Raw genomic sequence first — 18,083 nt, 5'->3', positions numbered from 1 at the left:
ATTAAAATTCAACCCATCTTTGTTATTTTATTTATCAAAAAAAACGCCAAGTGACAACTTGACGTTTTTTAGCTTAATGCAATTGCGCGTTAAACATTTAAGTAATCTAAAATGCCTTCGGCTGCTTCACGGCCTTCCCAAATTGCAGTCACTACAAGGTCTGAACCGCGCACCATGTCGCCGCCTGCAAATATTTTTGGATTAGACGTTTGGAACTTAAATAGTTGTTGCTCTGCTGCCACAACACGACCGGAACCATCTAAATTAATATTTACATCTGCAAACCAATCCGATGGGCTTGGGCGGAAACCAAAGGCCAATAGAACCGCATCAGCAGGTAAAATTTCTTCTGAATTTGGAATTGGTTCTGGGCTACGGCGACCACGACTATCAGGCTCGCCTAATTGTGTAGTCACCACTTTAATGCCAGTCACTTTGCCATTTTCACCGACAACCTCAATAGGTTGACGATTAAATAAGAAGTTCACCCCTTCTTCACGCGCATTGGTGACTTCACGGCGTGAACCCGGCATGTTTTCTTCGTCACGACGATACGCACAACTCACTTCGGCCGCGCCTTGACGAATCGCGGTGCGGTTACAGTCCATTGCCGTATCACCACCACCAAGAACAATGACCTTTTTACCTTCCATGCTAATGTATTCGCTTGGGTCTTTTTCCCAACCTTGGCAGCGGTTTACATTGGCAATTAAGTAATCGAGTGCATCGTACACACCATCGAGTTCTTCGCCCGGGAAACCGCCTTTCATATAGGTGTAAGTGCCCATGCCCATAAACACGGCATCGTACTCATTAAGCAATTCTTCAATGCTAACATCTGTGCCAATTTCAGTATTTAAACGGAATTCAACACCCATGCCGTGGAAAATTTCACGGCGGCGTTTCATTACATCTTTTTCCATTTTAAATTCTGGAATACCGAAGGTGAGCAATCCCCCAATTTCTGGGCGTTTGTCGAACACAACTGGTTTAACGCCATTACGCACCAAAATATCCGCACAACCTAAACCAGCTGGGCCTGCACCAATAATGGCCACTTTTTTATCCGTCCATTGCACAGACGACATATCTGGACGCCAGCCCAAAGCAAAAGCGGTATCGTTAATGTATTTTTCAGCATTACCAATGGTCACTGCACCAAAACCATCATTTAAGGTACAAGCGCCTTCACACAAACGATCTTGCGGACAAACACGACCACACACTTCAGGTAAAGTGTTGGTTTGATGGCACAATTCTGCCGCTTGGAAAATACGACCTTCCGAAATGAGTTTTAACCAGTTCGGAATGTAGTTATGTACCGGGCATTTCCATTCGCAATACGGGTTACCACATCCCAAACAACGATGGGTTTGATTCTTTGCAACATCTGCCGTAAACGGTTTATAGATTTCAACAAACTCTGTTTTACGAACTTGAACTTCTTTTTTCTCTGGATCTTGGCGCGCTACATCTAGAAACTGAAAGTCGTTATTAAGGCGTTCTGCCATGTTTCTCTCCGTGGGTAAGTATGAAGAACATGCGCTGTTCTCCATACCTGCCTATCAATTTTCTTGAGTCTTGAATTACTGTGGATCGGCTTGAGTGGCTTTAAGCAAGGTTAACAAGTTCGCAGCTTTTGGTTTAACCAGCCAGAATTTACGGCTATAAAAGTCAAACTCATTGCGAATTTTGTAGGCCCAAGCACTTCCTGTTTCTTTGATATGTTCATCTAGAATACGCAATAAGAACTCTTGATGATCTTCCATTGACTCAGTCGAAATACGGGTTAAGTCAATCAGCTCGTGGTTGTAATAATCCACAAAGCTATTGTCTAAATCAAGTACATAAGCAAATCCACCAGTCATCCCTGCACCGAAGTTATGACCGACTTTACCGAGCACCGTCACAATCCCGCCAGTCATATATTCACAACAATGGTCGCCTGCGCCTTCAATGACTGCAAATGCGCCAGAGTTACGCACTGCAAAACGCTCGCCGGCTGTTCCTGCTGCAAATAATTTACCGCCCGTTGCACCGTATAAACAGGTGTTACCAATAATGGCGGTTTCTTGGGTTTGGAACGGTGAACCTTTAGGTGGGAAAATTGAAATGCGTCCACCCGCCATGCCTTTACCGACATAGTCGTTGGCATCGCCTTCAAGTTTAATGTGCAGACCACCGGCATTCCACACACCCAAAGATTGACCCGCTGTACCCTTTAAATTCACGACTAATGGATTGGCTTCCATGTTTAAGTCACCATGGCGACGCGCAATTTCACCTGAAATTCGCGCACCGATCGAACGGTTACAGTTACCAATGCTGTAGCTGAATTCACCCGCCTGACCTGCTTCAATATTTGGCAGCATATCGGCAATCATTTGCTCGGCAAGTTCGCCTTTATCAAACGGTGCATTGCCTTGTACTTGGCAATATTGTGCTTTGCCTTCGGCTGCAGGATGCGACTGTAATAGCGGGCTTAAATCTAAATGCGCATGTTTTGCAGTTTCACCCGGTAAAACTTCGAGTAAATCGACACGACCAATTAAGTCTTTTAAGCTTGCCACACCAAGCGCTGCCAACCATTCACGGGTTTCTTCTGCAATAAAGCGGAAGAAGTTGATGAGCATTTCTGGCTCGCCAATGTAATGGTCTTCGCGTAGTTTATCTTGCTGTGTTGCAACACCGGTTGCACAGTTGTTTAAGTGGCAAATACGTAAATATTTACAACCCAACGCAATCATTGGTGTTGAACCAAAACCAAAACTTTCTGCACCTAAAATGGCCGCTTTCACCACGTCTAAACCAGTTTTCAAACCACCATCGGTTTGTACACGCACTTTGCCACGCAAGTCATTCACACGTAACGCTTGATGTGCTTCACTTAAACCCAACTCCCACGGCGAACCGGCATGGTGAATAGACGATAACGGCGACGCTGCAGTACCACCGTCATAGCCTGAAATGGTAATAAAGTCGGCATAGGCTTTGGCCACACCGGCAGCAATGGTACCCACGCCCGGTTCAGACACCAATTTGACTGACACCATGGCTTGTGGATTGACTTGTTTTAAGTCGAAAATCAGCTGCGATAAATCTTCAATCGAATAAATATCGTGGTGTGGTGGTGGTGAAATTAAAGTCACACCCGGTACCGCATAACGTAAGCGTGCAATTAAGCTGTTCACTTTACCGCCCGGTAACTGACCGCCTTCACCCGGTTTTGCACCTTGCGCCACTTTAATTTGAAGCACTTCGGCTGAAGTTAAGTACGCCGGTGTTACCCCAAAACGCCCCGAAGCAATTTGTTTAATTTTCGAGTTGCGAATGGTGCCATAACGCGCAGGGTCTTCACCACCTTCACCCGAGTTTGAACGTCCGCCCATGGTGTTCATAGCTGTGGCAATCGCTTCGTGTGCTTCTGGCGACAATGCACCAATCGACATGCCAGCCGAGTCAAAACGCGGCAAGATCTCTTCAATGGCTTCGACTTGATCTAAAGCAATCGAATTTTCTGTTTTTAACTTAAATAAATCGCGAATGGTCGCAATTGGACGCGCATTCACCAATTCTGCATATTCTTTAAAGTCAGCATAATCGCCTGAACGCACCGACTTATGCAGCGCATTAATCACATCTGGGTTGAAGGCGTGATATTCCTTACCGAATACGAATTTAAGCATGCCGCCCTGATCAATCGGCTTACGATTTTTCCATGCCAAATCGGCCAGTTGTTTTTGGTCTTGCTCTAAATCGTCAAAAGTTGCCCCTTGAATACGACTTGGAACACCTAAGAAGCATTTATCCACCACTTCGCTAGATAAACCAATCGCTTCAAATAACTGGCCACCACGGTAGGATGCAACCGTTGAAATTCCCATTTTAGACAAGACTTTAAGTAAGCCTTTTTCAATGCCTTTACGGAAATTGGCTTGTGCATGAATTGGGTCACCCAATAACTCGCCTTTGGCAATCAAGTCATTAATCACGTCATAGGCAAGGTAAGGATAAATTGCAGTTGCACCAAAACCTAAAATAACCGCAAATTGATGCGGGTCACGCGCAAGTGCGGTTTCAACAATAATGTTGGCATCGGCACGTAAGCCCACTTGCATTAAATGGTGATGAATGGCACCGGTTGCCAAAATTGCGCTGGCAGGCAAATAACCTTCACGAATTTTTTTATCGGAAATTACCAATAAGGTTTTGCCATCGCGAATCGCCTGAGCCGATTCTTCGCAAATACGGTGAATCGCTGCTTGCAAACCTTCCGCTTCTGGGTAATTTAAATCGATATCGGCAATTTCATAGCCTTTACGTCCCAAAGTACGAATTTGATGCATTTTGGAATTTGACAGCACCGGGCTTGAAATAATCAAACGATCGGCATGTTCTGCGCTTTGTTCAAATACGTTTTGCTCACGTCCCATACAGGTTTCAAGCGACATCACGATCGACTCACGTAATGGGTCGATTGGTGGATTGGTCACCTGTGCAAATTGTTGGCGGAAGTAGTCGGCAACATTACGCACCTGACGCGACAATACAGCCATTGGCGTATCATCACCCATTGAACCCACTGCTTCTTGGCCACTTTCTGCAATTGGGCGCAAAATTTGATCGCGCTCTTCAAAGGTCACGTTAAACATTTTTTGCGCAGCTTTTAAGTGATCACCTTTTAAGCCTTGGTCAATTAAATGTTCTTCTAATTCAGGGCTACCTTGTAGACGCACTGAATTTTCACGTAACCATTGACGATATGGACGCATTTTTTTCAAATGGTTGTTTACATCTTGCGTGTCGAGCACTTTACCCGTAAAGGTATCGACCACGAGCATTTGCCCTGGCCCAACACGGCCTTTAGAAATCACATCTTCAGGTTTGTAGTCCCAAACCCCAATTTCAGAAGCTAAGGTAATGTAGTTGTTTTTAGTGATTACCCAACGTGCAGGACGTAAACCGTTACGGTCAAGCATACAAATGGCATGACGACCATCTTGAATCACCAGACCCGCAGGACCATCCCATGCTTCCATGTGCTTCGAGTTAAACTCATAGAATGCGCGCAAGTCTGTATCTAAGGTTTCTACGTTTTGCCACGCTGGTGGCACAAGCATACGCAGTGCACGGAAGAAATCCATACCACCACCAACAAGAATCTCTAGCATATTGTCTAAACTAGATGAATCTGAACCGGTACGATTCACCAAAGGTGTTAACTCGGTTAAACCTGGTAGCAATGGGTTTTCAAATTTTGAGGTACGCGACATGGCCCAGTTACGGTTCGCTGTAATGGTGTTAATTTCACCATTGTGCGCTAAGTAACGGAATGGCTGCGCCAAAGGCCAACGCGGTAACGTGTTGGTCGAAAAACGCTGATGGAAGACCACAATATGCGAGGCCAAACGTTCATCGGCAAGGTCGGTGTAAAAGTCGGCAATCGCCGCAGGCATCATTAAGCCTTTATAGCTAATGACCGTTGAACATAAAGTGGTAACGTAAAACGACGCATCATTTTTAAGTTGTTGTTCTGCACGACGACGCGCCAAAAATAATTTACGGTTAAATTCAACTTCTGAAACACCCATTGGGCAGTTCACAAAAACTTGCTCAAAGGCAGGTAACGATTGTAAAGCAATTTCACCTAAAACAGCGTTATTGGTTGGCACAACACGCCACGCAATCACTCTTAGGCCTTGGGCTTCTAACTCTTTGGTTAAAATATTTTTTGAATGTTGAGCAATGGCAGGATCAAGGTTTAAAAAAACGGTACCGACAGCAAAAATTTCGCTTAAGGTAATATCACTGAGTCTTTTTGCTTCTTCGCGGAAAAAGGCTTTTGGCATGGCTAATAATAAACCGCAACCGTCTCCGGTCTTACCATCTGCAGCGATTCCACCGCGATGCGTCATGCAACTTAAGCTGTGCATGGCGGTTTGCACAAGATGATGACTGGCATCCCCTTGCATGTGGGCAATTAACCCAAAACCACAGTTATCTTTAAACTCATCAGGTTGATATAAACCTTGAGCGGGAGCTACCGTATTTGGCGATGGCATGTGCATAGCGTACCCTTCTTTTACATTGCTCGTTTGAGCATCACACTTTCATAACGTCCTTTGGCAATTAACATTTGGTTATCTACAAACCCGCACATTAAGCCGTTACCTCTCCTCAAGAATAGACCGAAAACCCTACACTTGCATACACTTTGTAAAAATAGATGAGGAAATTAATGCACTTTTTTATAGCAAACACATCTGTTGTTTTGCATCCACATTGAATCATTTAGCGTCAAAACGCACAGAAGAACTCAACTCATGCACTAATAAAGCAAAAAATATGCCAATTAACAAAAAACCTACACAAGCATTGATATTGCAAGGAAATTCACAAAATACGAACCAGGAAAACCTCTCTTTGATAGCGAAATTTGCACCAAATTAGATCAAAAATAAACTGTTCGCCGATTTTTTGCTTTTTTTTAGCACATTTTATATCCACTGCAGATGCAAGCTTAACGGCATAATGCCCTAAATTAAGGCGTTTTTAGTGCTGGATTGGATGCTGCATGTGAAACATTGGAATGTGTTTGCTCTTGTTTTACCACATTGCCTGCTGCATCTTTTTGGGTGATTGTTGTAGATGTGGTGGCGCTAGTCTTTGGCGGTTGTGCCGTCACTGCTGTTGGTTCAGGCGCTGTAGGAGCTGGTGGTAAAGCAGCCACAGGCACTGCTTTTAAATTCACCGCATAAACCGATTGAGTGTCTTTTTCATCCATGCCGATATCATTCACAGAAGACAGATATTCTTTTAAAGCCACGACTTTTGGCCGTACAGATACCGGCAAAGAAAGATCGAGTTGGTGCAATTGATTTTCAGCCGCTTGGCGACTACTAAACAAGCCGTAATTTAACACGTAATGCTCTGGCTGATTGGGCTGCGCCAATCGAAAATACATAAAGGCATTGTGGTTGGCGTGTTGTGCCAAGAAATTGCGAATAATGTCTTCTTTAGTAACCTGAATCAATTCAATGCTATAGCGGTCTTGGTTGGCCAATATAAATTTTGTACCACGAAACTCGTGCCCATGGTTGCCCGCCACCACAACACGTGTGGTTTGCTGCAAAGGACGAACCTCATCTGTCATTACCCCTAAATTTGGAGTTGCCGTCACTTGCTCGACTTGAAATTGCGGCTGCGTATTTTGTTCCACCGCATCATCTTGATTTTTTAATGGACGAATATCGGTAATTAGCCAAAAAACCCATGCGAAAAACAAACTAATGATTCCCACAGTTAAAAGCAACCACTGTTGAAATTTAGTCTTGGTTTGATTTCGCATGTTCGTTATGCACCTTGTTGATTTGCCAATATGGCATGTTTCATCTGTTCTACATCAAAATCTCGAGTAATCACCGCTTGCCCAAGACGTTTTAAGAGTACCAAACGCAATTGTCCATTCAGAACTTTTTTATCATGCGCCATATATTCTAGAAATTGCTCGAGTGGGATCTGTGGACATGCTATCGGTAAACCCGCACGTTGTATGATATTTTTTGTACGCGCTAAATCATCCGCATCAATCCATCCCATACGGTAAGATAAATCGGCAGCCATGACCATTCCCGTAGCCACAGCTTCGCCATGCAACCAAACACCATAACCCAAGAAAGATTCAATCGCATGTCCGAAAGTATGGCCTAAATTGAGTAATGCACGCTCACCTTGTTCTTTTTCATCATTGGCGACAATACGCGCCTTATGTGCACACGAACGATATACTGCTTCAGCCAGTAAGGCTTCATCGCCCGCCAATAGCTGTTCAATATGTTGTTCCAGCCACGCTAAAAAGTCCACATCGCCAAGCAAGGCATATTTAATAATTTCAGCCAACCCTGCCGATAGCTCGCGTGGTGGCAATGTGCTTAATTGTGCCATGTCAGCCAATACGGCTTGTGGCTGCTTAAACGCACCAATCATATTTTTGCCAAGCGGATGATTAATTCCAGTTTTTCCACCTACACTTGAGTCAACTTGTGACAACAACGTGGTCGGAACTTGGACAAAATAAACCCCGCGCTGGAAACTCGCGGCGGCAAATCCGGCCATATCGCCAATCACACCGCCACCCAATGCCAATACCGTACAATCACGGTTAAATCCTGCGCTTAATAAGGCATCAAAGATCAGATTCAAATGCTCGATATTTTTATATTTTTCGCCATCGGGCAAAATACAGTGCGCAACGGTTTTTCCCAATTGCTGCAATGCTTGGGTGTAACGTGCTAAATACAGTGGCGCAACTGTATCGTTGGTGACAATCATGACTTGCTTTGCAGGAATATACGTGCCAAGCAACTGTTCAGGATCTAACTGACTACCAATAAAAATAGGGTAACGGCGATCGCCTAATTCAACATATAAAGTTTGCATGACCTAACCCATGAATAAATTAACGGTGAAGAGAATAGCCCGAAATGTCCCTCAAGATTTTATGTGCCAACTCTCGGGCAGCACCTTGATGGGTATCGATAATATGGTGTGCAATTTCTCGGTATAGCGGATCACGCATTGCAAGCAAATCTTGCAAACGTTTTTCAGGATTTTCAACCTGTAAAAGAGGACGATTTTTATCGCGATAGGTACGCTGCAGTTGGATTTCTACAGGCGCATATAAATAAATCACAATGCCACGTTGTTGTAATGCTTGTCGATTGGCGAATTGCGTAACGACACCACCACCGGTGGCCAAAACTAGATTTGGGCGCTGAGTTAGTTCATCAATGACCATTCGCTCGCGTTGGCGAAAGCCACTTTCACCTTCTTTTTCAAAAATCCATGGAATAGACGCACCAGTTTTGCGTTCAATTTCATGATCGCTATCGATAAACTCTCGCTCTAATAATTCAGCAAGATGTCGACCTACAGTCGTTTTCCCAGCCCCCATAGGCCCCACCAAATAAATATTTGGTAGGGGGATTAATGCTTTATTTGGCAAGAGCCACCTATTCTATTCGCGCAACCATTTTATCTTAATGATTTCTCGAAACCGTGTCATCAATTATTCGAGGTGTAATAAAGATTAATAGCTCACGCTTAGAGTCGCTTCTTTGCGAGTTCTTAAATAAATTACCAAGCACTGGAATATCACCAAGCACGGGTACTTTTTTCACAGAATTGGTCACTTCATCTTCATATAAGCCACCTAAAACAATGGTTTCACCATCCGCAACAAGCACATTGGTTTGCAGTTTGTTAACGTTAATTGCATAACCCGCATCAGTTAATTCAGAACCTAAGGTATCTTTTGAGATATCTAGCTTCATTTGCACTTTATTGTCTGGGGTAATGCTCGGTACAACTTTCAACTCCAACACAGCTTCTTGGAATGTGGTGGTGGTTCCTGTGTTCGCACTTGAGCTTGAATATGGAATTTTCATCCCCGAGCGAATTAATGCTTCTTGTTTATCTCCAGTCATGACTTTAGGTGTAGATAAAACTTCACTTTTGCCATCACTTTGTGATGCTGCAAGTTGTAAATCTAAAATGCTAGAGCCGAGTCGCAACAAGCCTAAAGACAAGGTGCCATATGATGTTGAAGCACCTAAGTCGACACCCAAGCTCCCAGAACTGGTGTATTTACCCTGATCCCAACTTGAAGCATTGGTTGGCTTGGTCAACCCCCATTTCACACCCAATTCATGCGATAAATCGATTTGCGTTCGCACAATACGCGCCTCAATCATCACTTGCTTCACAGGCAAATCAATTTGGCTAATAATGCCTTTGAGCTGCTCAATTTTAGCGGCGGTATCATTAATAATGACCGTATTGGTGCGATTATCAATCACAATTGAACCGCGGCTACTCATCAATGAACGCATGCCTTCATCTGAAGTATTGTTGCTGCCATTGCTAGCTTTACTTGCCGCATCATCAATCATCTTTTTCACATCTGCAGCTTTGACATAGTTTAGCTGCATAGTTTCGGTTTGTAATGGTGCAAGTTTTACGCTTTGTGAGTAGGCTTTGGCTTCATCTTCTTCAGATTTCAGCAATTCGGTCACGGGTGCAACCCAAATCACATTGCCATTTTTTCGCTTATCTAAACCTTTGGTTTTCATGATGATATCAAGGGCTTGATCCCAAGGTACATCTTTTAAACGTAGGGTAATGTTGCCTTGCACGGTATCTGAGGCAACAATGTTCATCCCCGTAAAGTCCGCCAATAATTGCAGAACACGGCGGACTTCAATATCCTGAAAATCGAGAGAGATTTTTTTGCCGGTATAAGCACGAGCGGCATGCGCTGCATTATTGGCAGTAGTCTCTTCTTTTTTCGCCACACTAATGGTTAAGGATTTTTCAGCCTGATACGCCATGTAGTCAAAACTACCATTGGCATTAACGCTAATTACACCATTACGGCCATCATTATAAGCTTCAACTGAAGACACAGGCGTTGCAAAGTCATTCACATTCAAACGCTTAATTAGGTTCGCAGGAATTTTATTGCCTAAAAAACGCACCAAGATTTTATTGCCTTGTTGTTTTACATCAACTGGCATATTGGGGTCATTTAAGTTCACAACCACTTGGCCTTCGCCTTTGTTGCCGCGCTGAAAATCAATTTTATTGATGCCTTGCTGCGCTTGAGCCGCAACCTTGGTGGCTTGATTGGCCGACGTCGAAGTCGCTGAATTGACTTTTAAAATAAAAGTGTTGCCTTCGATGCGCGTGGTAAATGCACCTGCATTGGCTAAATTAACAGTTAAGCGTGAACGTGTTGCATCCGAGCTTAAATCGACCGATTTTGCTTCGGCTGTTGCCACAGGAATCGTGCTTTGCTTTAAGTTTTGCGTGGCTTTATTAAAGTCTAAAACCAAGCGAGACGGCTGTTCTAACTGATACGCTTGTGGCTGTGGTGGTAAGCCATTAAACATGACACGAATTTCTGTACCTTGCCCAGGTACTTGTAACGGGATGATATTGGTAATTGCAACATCAGCATGGGCCACTTGAAAAACAGCCATCGCCATTGTAGTTAATGCAAATTGACGAATAAACGGACTCATGATGCTCTTCCCAAAACCTAATTTCTCAACAGAATCTTTCATTATTATTTCCCCAAACTTATGATGCCGGCCCAATCAATACAAGACTTCTAGGTCGCTCAACATAACCATCATGTCCATCTGAAATGATTTCAACCAATTCAATTGCAGTTGCTGTAATTTTGGTAATTCGCCCTTGATTCAGCCCCATATAATTTCCAACCTGTACGCGACTAATATCACCATCAGGTGTTTGAATTAATGCCACAATATTTCCGTGTATATCTTTCATGCTGCCTTTCATACTTAATGTTTCAAGCGCATAACTTTCCAGTGGCTGCTGCTGTCTAGACAGGTCTGGATAAACACGTTTGCCTGCCATCACTTTTAATTCGGTATATAGTGAACTTTGCAGGAAAGGACTTCTGATATTTTGCGCAGAATAGTTAAATACTGGCACGGCATCAAAGGTGGGTGCAGGTTCAATCGGTAATGGGGGCTGGCTACGAATGCTCGCCATTTGTTGGTTGACATCGTCCATTCGAGAACTACAACCTGCCAGCATCACACAACTTAAAGCAAGTAGGCTTAAAGACTTAGAATTCATCTGCTATGCTCCCTTTTGCTCAGACGTTGCTGCTGCACCATTATTTGCACCATCATCCGATGCTTGAGGATTCTCTTGCGCCGAGCCTTCGCCTAAATAACGATAGGTCTTAGCCTTCATGGTGTAGGTAATTACAGGAATATCAGACTTTTTGTCGTTGGCTTGATTGGCCGTAATGCTGAAGTCATGCAACGTCACAATTCGTGGCAATGCCGCCAAACCACTGGTAAATTGACCAAATGAATGATAGTCACCCGAAGCTTCAATTAAAATCGGTTGTTCAACAAAGAAATCGTGGCGGACTTCTCGGTCTAGGCTAATATTTTTAAATTTTAAGCCCGACTTCACCCCAGTAATATTGATATCTTCAACCAAACCTGGAATTTCAGACTCTTTTGGAAGTTGCTGTAATTGCTGAGTAAAGTTCTGCTGCATCACCACCAATTGTTTTTTGTATTGCTCTAAATTGCGTAATTTAGATTCTTTATCCCGATAATCGTTCAATAAATTGGTTTCTTGCGCTTGCGCAGTTGAAATGGCATCTAGCTGGCTGCTAATCAGGACAAAATATCCTAAGAAGCACACCATCAAGCTAATAAAAAACCAACATGTCACTTTCACCGCAATCGGCCAACCGCCATAATTGCTTGGGTCGAGTGAGTTAAATTGCTGAATAAATTTATCTAACGACAGCTTTTTCTTTGCCGCTGTTTCGGCGCCATCATTTAAATCGTCAAATTGCTGTTTACTCATGGTTGCGCCCCTTGTGGTTCAGCTGCTTCTTGTGCGTTGTTACTTTGGGCGATTTGACCCAAATCGGCAGTCACCACAAAGTTTCCATAGCCTTCTTCTACACGCGGCACCACTGAACTTGGTTGGGCATTGGTTTTATCATCCGCGGCAACAAACGAGCTCATAAACACATTGCGATACCACGGCGATGCACCCAATTTACGCATAAATTCGGCCACCACATTCGGGCTTTCAGCCTTGCCTTCAATACTAAACTGATCGCCCTGACGAACCACTTTGGTTAAATACAAATGGTCTGGAATCACACGAACCAATTCATCAACCAATCGCACTGTGACTGGTCTTTGCGCTTGTAGGCCTTGAATCAACTTCATACGGTCGATAATGGCATTGCGCTGTTCTTGCAAACCATTTAATGCTTGCAACTTTTGGTCTAGCTGCTGATTACTTTCGGTAATCACTTGATTGGCATGCTGTTGGTCATTTAATTTTTGCTCGAAGAAACTCCACGCAGCAAACACCAACACAACACCGAATACCGCCGCCAAAATTGAAATAAAAATAAATTTCTTTTTGCGCTGTTCTTTTCGTTCTTCACGCCAAGGCAGTAAATTAATTTTAGCCATTAATCAAAACTCCTTAACGCCAAACCGCACGCAACCATTAATGATGAAGCATCATCTTCAATTTTTTTAATATTGATCTGTGGTGAAAAGCCCATTTGTAAGAACGGATTGGCCACCGTAACGCGATACCCCAACGACTGCTGAAGTAGTTTGGCCAGCCCCGGAAGGTTGGCTGTACCACCGGCCAATAAAATGTGGTCGATATCGTTAAATTGCGAAGAGGAGAAAAAGAGCTGCAATGACCGTTGCGCTTGTTGAGCAACGCTATCCATAAATGGCAACAACACTTCGGTGTCGTAGTCATCTGGTAAGCTGCGATCTTTCTTAGAACGCCCTGCATCGGCATAAGACATGCCATAGCGTTGTTGAATATCTTGTGTCAGTTGTCTGCCCCCAAAGACATGCTCTCGGGTATACACAATTTTACCCTCTTGCATCACTGACAATGTGGTCATGCTATGCCCAATATCGAGCAAAGCCACAATTTTTGCGCCCATAGGCAAAGTGTCGGCAAATACAGTTAACGCACGTTCCATTGCATAGCTTTCGACATCTGCAATGGTCGGCACTAAACCCGCATAAATTAAGGTGTCATTACGGCTTTCGACATTTTCGGTGCGTGTTGCTGCAAGCAAAACATTGACTCGACCAGAACGGCCAGTAGGTTCATCAAGAACCTCGAAATCTAAACTGACATCATCTAAAGCAAATGGAATATATTGCTCGGCATCCAGACGAATTTGAACTTCTCGTTCATCGTCGTTCATGTCGGCATCCATCTCGATGATTTTATGAATCACCGTCGATGTTGGCACAGCAAAGGCGGCGGTAATGGTTGAAGGATTTCCAACTTCAAGCGCCTGCTCAATGGCTTCTGCAACAGCTTCTGGATTGACAATATTTTTTTCAACCACAGCACCTTCGACCAAAGGCACAAGTGCGTAGCTTTCCACACAATAGCGATCATTCTTGAAAGAGAGTTCAAGCACTTTTACCGAAGTCGAACTAATATCAACCCCGATTAACCCTTTTTTAGGTTTACGATAGACCCCAAACACGATATGTTCTTCCTGTTATTATTTATATCCAACAGCGATATGCATCATATATTCCAAGAATTTATAGCGCTTGTTCATAGAATATGTAGTTTATCCCCTGAACCCAGTTTTTCTACGCTATACTCACCCTCGGTCACCCCACTGCGTATTAAATATCACTTGTTATGAAAAAGCTATCTTGTTCGGGTCGAATTCATCCAATTTTTTTGTTTGTCCTGATAATTCTGACTCTCATTCCAATGGGCTTCTACGGCATGTACTTGTACATTGCCCCGTCTTTGCCTGAAATGAGCAGTTTAAAGAAAGCACCTTTGTTGAAACCCATTCAAATCTATACTGCGGATCAACAACTCATTGGTGAGTATGGCGGCAAGCTGTCTGTTCCGGTCGAATACAATCAAATTCCAGCGCATTTTATCCAAGCCTTTTTGGCCGCAGAAGATTCTTCGTTTTTTGAACATAGCGGCATTAGCTTTAAAGGGTTAGGACGTGCGTTAAGTGAGAGCATTACCGGCTCAGATGTACAAACGGGTGGTTCTACAATTACCATGCAGGTGGCAAAAAACTATTATTTAAGCCCAGAACGTACCTTAAAAAGAAAACTGACAGAAATTTTCTTGGCGCGAAAAATTGAAGAAAATTTAAGCAAACAAGATATTTTAACGCTGTATGTGAATAAAATTTTTCTGGGTAAAAATGCCTACGGCATTGCTGCTGCGGCAAAAATTTACTACAACAAAAATTTAAACGAGCTCAGTATTGCTCAAATGGCAATGATTGCAGGTTTACCTAAGGCGCCTTCAAAATACAATCCTGTGGTGAATCCCGAACGCGCGCTCGAACGCCGTAACTGGATTTTAGGGCGTATGTTACAACTTGGCTTTATTCGTCAAGCAGAATACCAAGCTGCGGTGGCTGAACCATTAAATTTGAACATGCCAGAGCGCGGCGTAAATAATCGTTTCCCCTATATTGGCGAAATGGTTCGTGCCGAAATTGTAGAAAAATTCGGCCCACAAGCGGTCGACTCTGGTTTAAAAATTTACACCACAATTGATAGTAAACGTCAGGCCTATGCAGAAGAATCGGTTCAGTCAGGTTTAGAAGCTTATGATCGTCGTCACGGTTGGCGCGGCCCTGAAGCGCATGATAAACCACTCAGCCAATTTAGCGCATTTGCCAACACCTACCCTGCCAAAGTGATTAAAGTTTCACAAAACACGTTTGAAGCTGAATTTGCGAATGGCACAACCGTGACCGTACCGTGGTCGGGCATGGCATGGGCCAGTCCTTATCGCAATGCCAATAGTGTTGGCCCTGCACCATCACGCGCGGCACAAATTGTAAAAGTAGACGATATTATTCGTTTGCGACCAAATGAAGAAAAAACTTCGTGGTCTTTGGTGCAAATTCCCAAAGCGCAAGGACAATTAATTGCCTTAAATCCAAACAATGGTGCCATTGAAGCAGTGGTCGGTGGCTATAGCTATTATCAATCGACCTTTAACCGTGCGTTACAAGGTTGGAGACAACCAGGTTCAACCATTAAACCCTTTATCTATGCCTTGGCACTCGAACGTGGCATGACGCCCTACACCATTGTGGATGATAGCCCGATTACCATTGGTAAGTGGTCGCCCAAAAACTCCGATGGTCGCTATTTAGGTGAAATTCCATTGCGCCGCGCATTGTATTTATCTCGAAATACCGTGTCTGTGCGCTTGCTGCAAAGTGTTGGGGTTGAACGTGCCCGTCAATTACTGATGGATTTTGGTTTACAAGAAAATCGCATTCCCAACAACTTCACCATTGCACTCGGCACACCGCAAGTCCTTCCGTTACAAATGGCAACGGGCTATGCCACATTTGCCAATGGCGGCTACCGTGTCGAGCCTTATTTTATTGACCATATTGAAGATGCGTATGGCAAAGTGGTTTACAAGGCCAATCCCGAATATGCCTGCATTTCATGTATTACAGAAAATCAGGCTCAAGGCAGCAATACAAGCAACACGCCAGATGATGAAGCCTTTCATCAGCATGTAAATGCAGCGCAAATAGCCACACCAAAACCGAATTTAAATAAGAGCGATTATCGTCAAGCACAACGGATTATTAAATCGAGTTCGGCTTACGATATGGCGAATATTCTGCACGATGTGATTCAGGTCGGAACAGGACGCGCAGCCTTAAAAATTGGCCGTGATGATTTAGGCGGTAAAACCGGCACCACCAACGATGCCAAAGATGCGTGGTTTGCAGGCTTTAACGGTAAATTGGTCACCATTACCTGGGTTGGTTTCGATCAACCCTCGACATTGGGAAGACGAGAATATGGTGGTGTTGCCGCTTTACCGCTATGGATTAATTTTATGGGCAAGGCCTTGGCTGGAACACCATCGGCATGGGTGAGCTTAGATAAAGATGCCAAAGCACCGACCTTGCATAATCAAAATGCAAGCCAAGTCGATGTGCAAGAAAACCGCATTACACCACCGTTAGCACATCCAGCCTTCCGTCCTGCGCCTGTGGCACCGGTGCGTAAACACGAGCAGGACTTCGATGATTTACCGGGAGAAGAAGAAGTGCTCCTGCCATCAAGTCAAAAACCACCGAAATTAGGCAATTCAGCAACAGCGCATAAAGCCGATGCCATTGAACAATTGATTAATCAAGTTGACTGATTCAGCAAACATAAAAAAACCAGCCGCGGCTGGTTTTTTATTAGGGCTGTTTCAAATAAGGCCAAGCCGCACGTAAATAAATAAACATCGACCACAAGGTTAAAATCACGGCGGTATATAACAAAATATAGGCCAAAGCCTCAAGCGGTTGCCAATTCAATAAAAACACACTAATTGCGACCATTTGAAACGCGGTTTTATACTTACCAACCGTAGATACTGCCACATTGGTGCGCGCACCGAGCTCGGCCATCCACTCACGTAAAGCAGATACGGTAATTTCTCTTGAGATAATCACAATTGCGGCAAAGGCCATGGTAATGGTCGGCTTCCACTGCACCAACACCACTAACGCTGCGGCAACCATTAATTTATCGGCAACCGGATCTAAAAAACGCCCAAAGGCAGAGGTTTGATTCAATGCACGTGCCAAATAACCATCTAACCAATCGGTTACGGCGGCTAAAATAAAAATAGACGTTAATAACACATGACGAAATACACTGCCTTCATGCCCACCGACACCAATTGCCGGCGGCCAATACACAATGATTAAGAACACAGGAATTAAAATAATTCGTGCAATGGTTAAAATATTGGGAATATTCAGGATTCGCCCTGCTACCATAGACACCGCCCGTTTTCTCCTGCCTTCACATGCTGCATGTGAATTCACCATATTTTTTTAAAAGAAATCTTCCGCAACTGTATACGAAATGCGTGAAAGTGTCGACCAGCATTAGTAGTAGCGATGTTTTTAACGCTGCAATAACCGCATTAAAACACCTTAAATTGGTCTAAATTTTTGATCAATTCATCGGTGACTTCATCATTTGGATTCATTTTTATAAACTTCATTAACACCGCATCATTGTTTGCATTGGTGCTAAAAACATAAATAATTTTCACCTGAGTCCGTGCATCAATCACTTCATAATATTTAATAGTGTTGCGCTGTTTTTCTACCAAATCTCGACCACGGTACTGTGCTTGCATCTGCAACATGGCTTGCGTCCAAGGCTGTAATTGCTGATCTGCCTGTGCCAATTGTTCTCGCACTACCCCAACGCCGAAGCTTTGAACCGCGTTGGTATAAAATAAATTGGCGGTATTCTGCTGCAATTCAGAATATTCGAGTTTCATCGGCGTATTGCCGAACATGGCATGATTGCCACTTGCACATGCCGCTAACAATAAATTGCAGAAGAGCACGAACAGAAAAGGTAATTTTTTGTGACTCATATGCATCATCTTTGTCTCCACCGACAAACCCACCACCCAATTATGTGAAATTA

At 43.7% G+C, this 18,083-nt stretch carries 13 protein-coding genes; 1 reads left to right on the top strand and 12 read right to left on the bottom strand.

Annotated elements, in window-relative coordinates; all coding sequences use genetic code 11:
* Positions 1-89: 89 nt before the first annotated feature.
* From I2F62_RS02465 to I2F62_RS02420, 10 genes are all read right to left on the bottom strand, one after another.
* Complete coding sequence (locus I2F62_RS02465) at positions 90-1,511, bottom strand: FAD-dependent oxidoreductase (protein ID WP_324625441.1); 1,422 nt, start codon at positions 1,509-1,511, stop codon at positions 90-92.
* A gap of 75 nt (positions 1,512-1,586) precedes the next feature.
* Positions 1,587-6,062: a glutamate synthase large subunit gene (gltB, locus tag I2F62_RS02460; RefSeq protein ID WP_324625572.1), complete on the bottom strand. Its 4,476-nt coding sequence runs from the start codon at positions 6,060-6,062 to the stop codon at positions 1,587-1,589.
* Between the two features lie 479 nt (positions 6,063-6,541).
* Positions 6,542-7,348 (bottom strand): hypothetical protein, encoded by an 807-nt coding sequence (locus I2F62_RS02455; protein WP_324625440.1) that lies wholly within the window; start codon positions 7,346-7,348, stop codon positions 6,542-6,544.
* Between the two features lie 5 nt (positions 7,349-7,353).
* A complete protein-coding gene (gene aroB, locus I2F62_RS02450; protein ID WP_324625439.1) occupies positions 7,354-8,439 on the bottom strand; it encodes a 3-dehydroquinate synthase in 1,086 nt (361 codons plus the stop codon).
* A 19-nt stretch (positions 8,440-8,458) separates the two neighbouring features.
* Positions 8,459-9,004 carry a shikimate kinase AroK gene (gene aroK, locus I2F62_RS02445; RefSeq protein ID WP_324625438.1) on the bottom strand — a complete coding sequence of 182 codons (546 nt, stop codon included), beginning with the start codon at positions 9,002-9,004 and terminating at the stop codon, positions 8,459-8,461.
* A 34-nt stretch (positions 9,005-9,038) separates the two neighbouring features.
* Entirely contained in the window at positions 9,039-11,123 is a 2,085-nt protein-coding gene (gene pilQ / locus I2F62_RS02440; protein WP_324625437.1) for a type IV pilus secretin PilQ, read from the bottom strand.
* Positions 11,124-11,139: 16 nt separating this feature from the next.
* Positions 11,140-11,667, bottom strand: a complete 528-nt coding sequence (locus I2F62_RS02435; protein WP_324625436.1) for a pilus assembly protein PilP — start codon at positions 11,665-11,667, stop codon at positions 11,140-11,142.
* A 3-nt stretch (positions 11,668-11,670) separates the two neighbouring features.
* On the bottom strand, positions 11,671-12,420 hold the full coding sequence (locus I2F62_RS02430) for a type 4a pilus biogenesis protein PilO (protein ID WP_324625435.1): 750 nt from the start codon (positions 12,418-12,420) through the stop codon (positions 11,671-11,673).
* Positions 12,417-13,046 carry a PilN domain-containing protein gene (locus tag I2F62_RS02425; protein ID WP_324625434.1) on the bottom strand — a complete coding sequence of 210 codons (630 nt, stop codon included), beginning with the start codon at positions 13,044-13,046 and terminating at the stop codon, positions 12,417-12,419. The genes I2F62_RS02430 and I2F62_RS02425 overlap by 4 nt, the downstream gene beginning before the upstream one ends.
* Entirely contained in the window at positions 13,046-14,104 is a 1,059-nt protein-coding gene (locus I2F62_RS02420) for a pilus assembly protein PilM (protein ID WP_324625433.1), read from the bottom strand. The genes I2F62_RS02425 and I2F62_RS02420 overlap by 1 nt, the downstream gene beginning before the upstream one ends.
* A gap of 164 nt (positions 14,105-14,268) precedes the next feature.
* On the opposite strand from I2F62_RS02420, the gene ponA reads away from it, so the two are divergent.
* Positions 14,269-16,788, top strand: a complete 2,520-nt coding sequence (ponA, locus tag I2F62_RS02415) for a penicillin-binding protein PBP1a (RefSeq protein ID WP_324625432.1) — start codon at positions 14,269-14,271, stop codon at positions 16,786-16,788.
* Positions 16,789-16,828: 40 nt separating this feature from the next.
* Here ponA and pgsA read toward each other — a convergent pair whose 3' ends face one another.
* Together pgsA and I2F62_RS02405 are read right to left on the bottom strand one after the other, a co-directional pair.
* Positions 16,829-17,416, bottom strand: a complete 588-nt coding sequence (gene pgsA, locus I2F62_RS02410; protein ID WP_324625571.1) for a CDP-diacylglycerol--glycerol-3-phosphate 3-phosphatidyltransferase — start codon at positions 17,414-17,416, stop codon at positions 16,829-16,831.
* A gap of 149 nt (positions 17,417-17,565) precedes the next feature.
* The gene (locus I2F62_RS02405) at positions 17,566-18,039 is read right to left on the bottom strand and encodes a hypothetical protein (protein ID WP_324625431.1); all 474 of its coding nucleotides are present in this window, start codon (positions 18,037-18,039) and stop codon (positions 17,566-17,568) included.
* Positions 18,040-18,083: the final 44 nt, after the last annotated feature.

Origin of the sequence: Acinetobacter sp. MD2(2019) (assembly GCF_035615615.1) — a bacterium.
Lineage (GTDB): Bacteria > Pseudomonadota > Gammaproteobacteria > Pseudomonadales > Moraxellaceae > Acinetobacter.
The sequence above is the reverse complement of the archived record's forward strand: the minus strand, read 5'-3'. Positions and strand labels throughout refer to the sequence as shown.

What these genes read in the sequence shown, in the direction of transcription:
- I2F62_RS02405 (WP_324625431.1), bottom strand. Translation starts at nt 18,039, where the DNA reads ATGATGCATATGAGTCACAAAAAATTACCTTTTCTGTTCGTGCTCTTC.
- I2F62_RS02465 (WP_324625441.1), bottom strand. Translation starts at nt 1,511, where the DNA reads ATGGCAGAACGCCTTAATAACGACTTTCAGTTTCTAGATGTAGCGCGC.
- I2F62_RS02435 (WP_324625436.1), bottom strand. Translation starts at nt 11,667, where the DNA reads ATGAATTCTAAGTCTTTAAGCCTACTTGCTTTAAGTTGTGTGATGCTG.
- aroB (WP_324625439.1), bottom strand. Translation starts at nt 8,439, where the DNA reads ATGCAAACTTTATATGTTGAATTAGGCGATCGCCGTTACCCTATTTTT.
- I2F62_RS02430 (WP_324625435.1), bottom strand. Translation starts at nt 12,420, where the DNA reads ATGAGTAAACAGCAATTTGACGATTTAAATGATGGCGCCGAAACAGCG.
- ponA (WP_324625432.1), top strand. Translation starts at nt 14,269, where the DNA reads ATGAAAAAGCTATCTTGTTCGGGTCGAATTCATCCAATTTTTTTGTTT.
- pilQ (WP_324625437.1), bottom strand. Translation starts at nt 11,123, where the DNA reads ATGAAAGATTCTGTTGAGAAATTAGGTTTTGGGAAGAGCATCATGAGT.
- pgsA (WP_324625571.1), bottom strand. Translation starts at nt 17,416, where the DNA reads ATGGTAGCAGGGCGAATCCTGAATATTCCCAATATTTTAACCATTGCA.
- I2F62_RS02455 (WP_324625440.1), bottom strand. Translation starts at nt 7,348, where the DNA reads ATGCGAAATCAAACCAAGACTAAATTTCAACAGTGGTTGCTTTTAACT.
- gltB (WP_324625572.1), bottom strand. Translation starts at nt 6,062, where the DNA reads ATGCCATCGCCAAATACGGTAGCTCCCGCTCAAGGTTTATATCAACCT.
- I2F62_RS02425 (WP_324625434.1), bottom strand. Translation starts at nt 13,046, where the DNA reads ATGGCTAAAATTAATTTACTGCCTTGGCGTGAAGAACGAAAAGAACAG.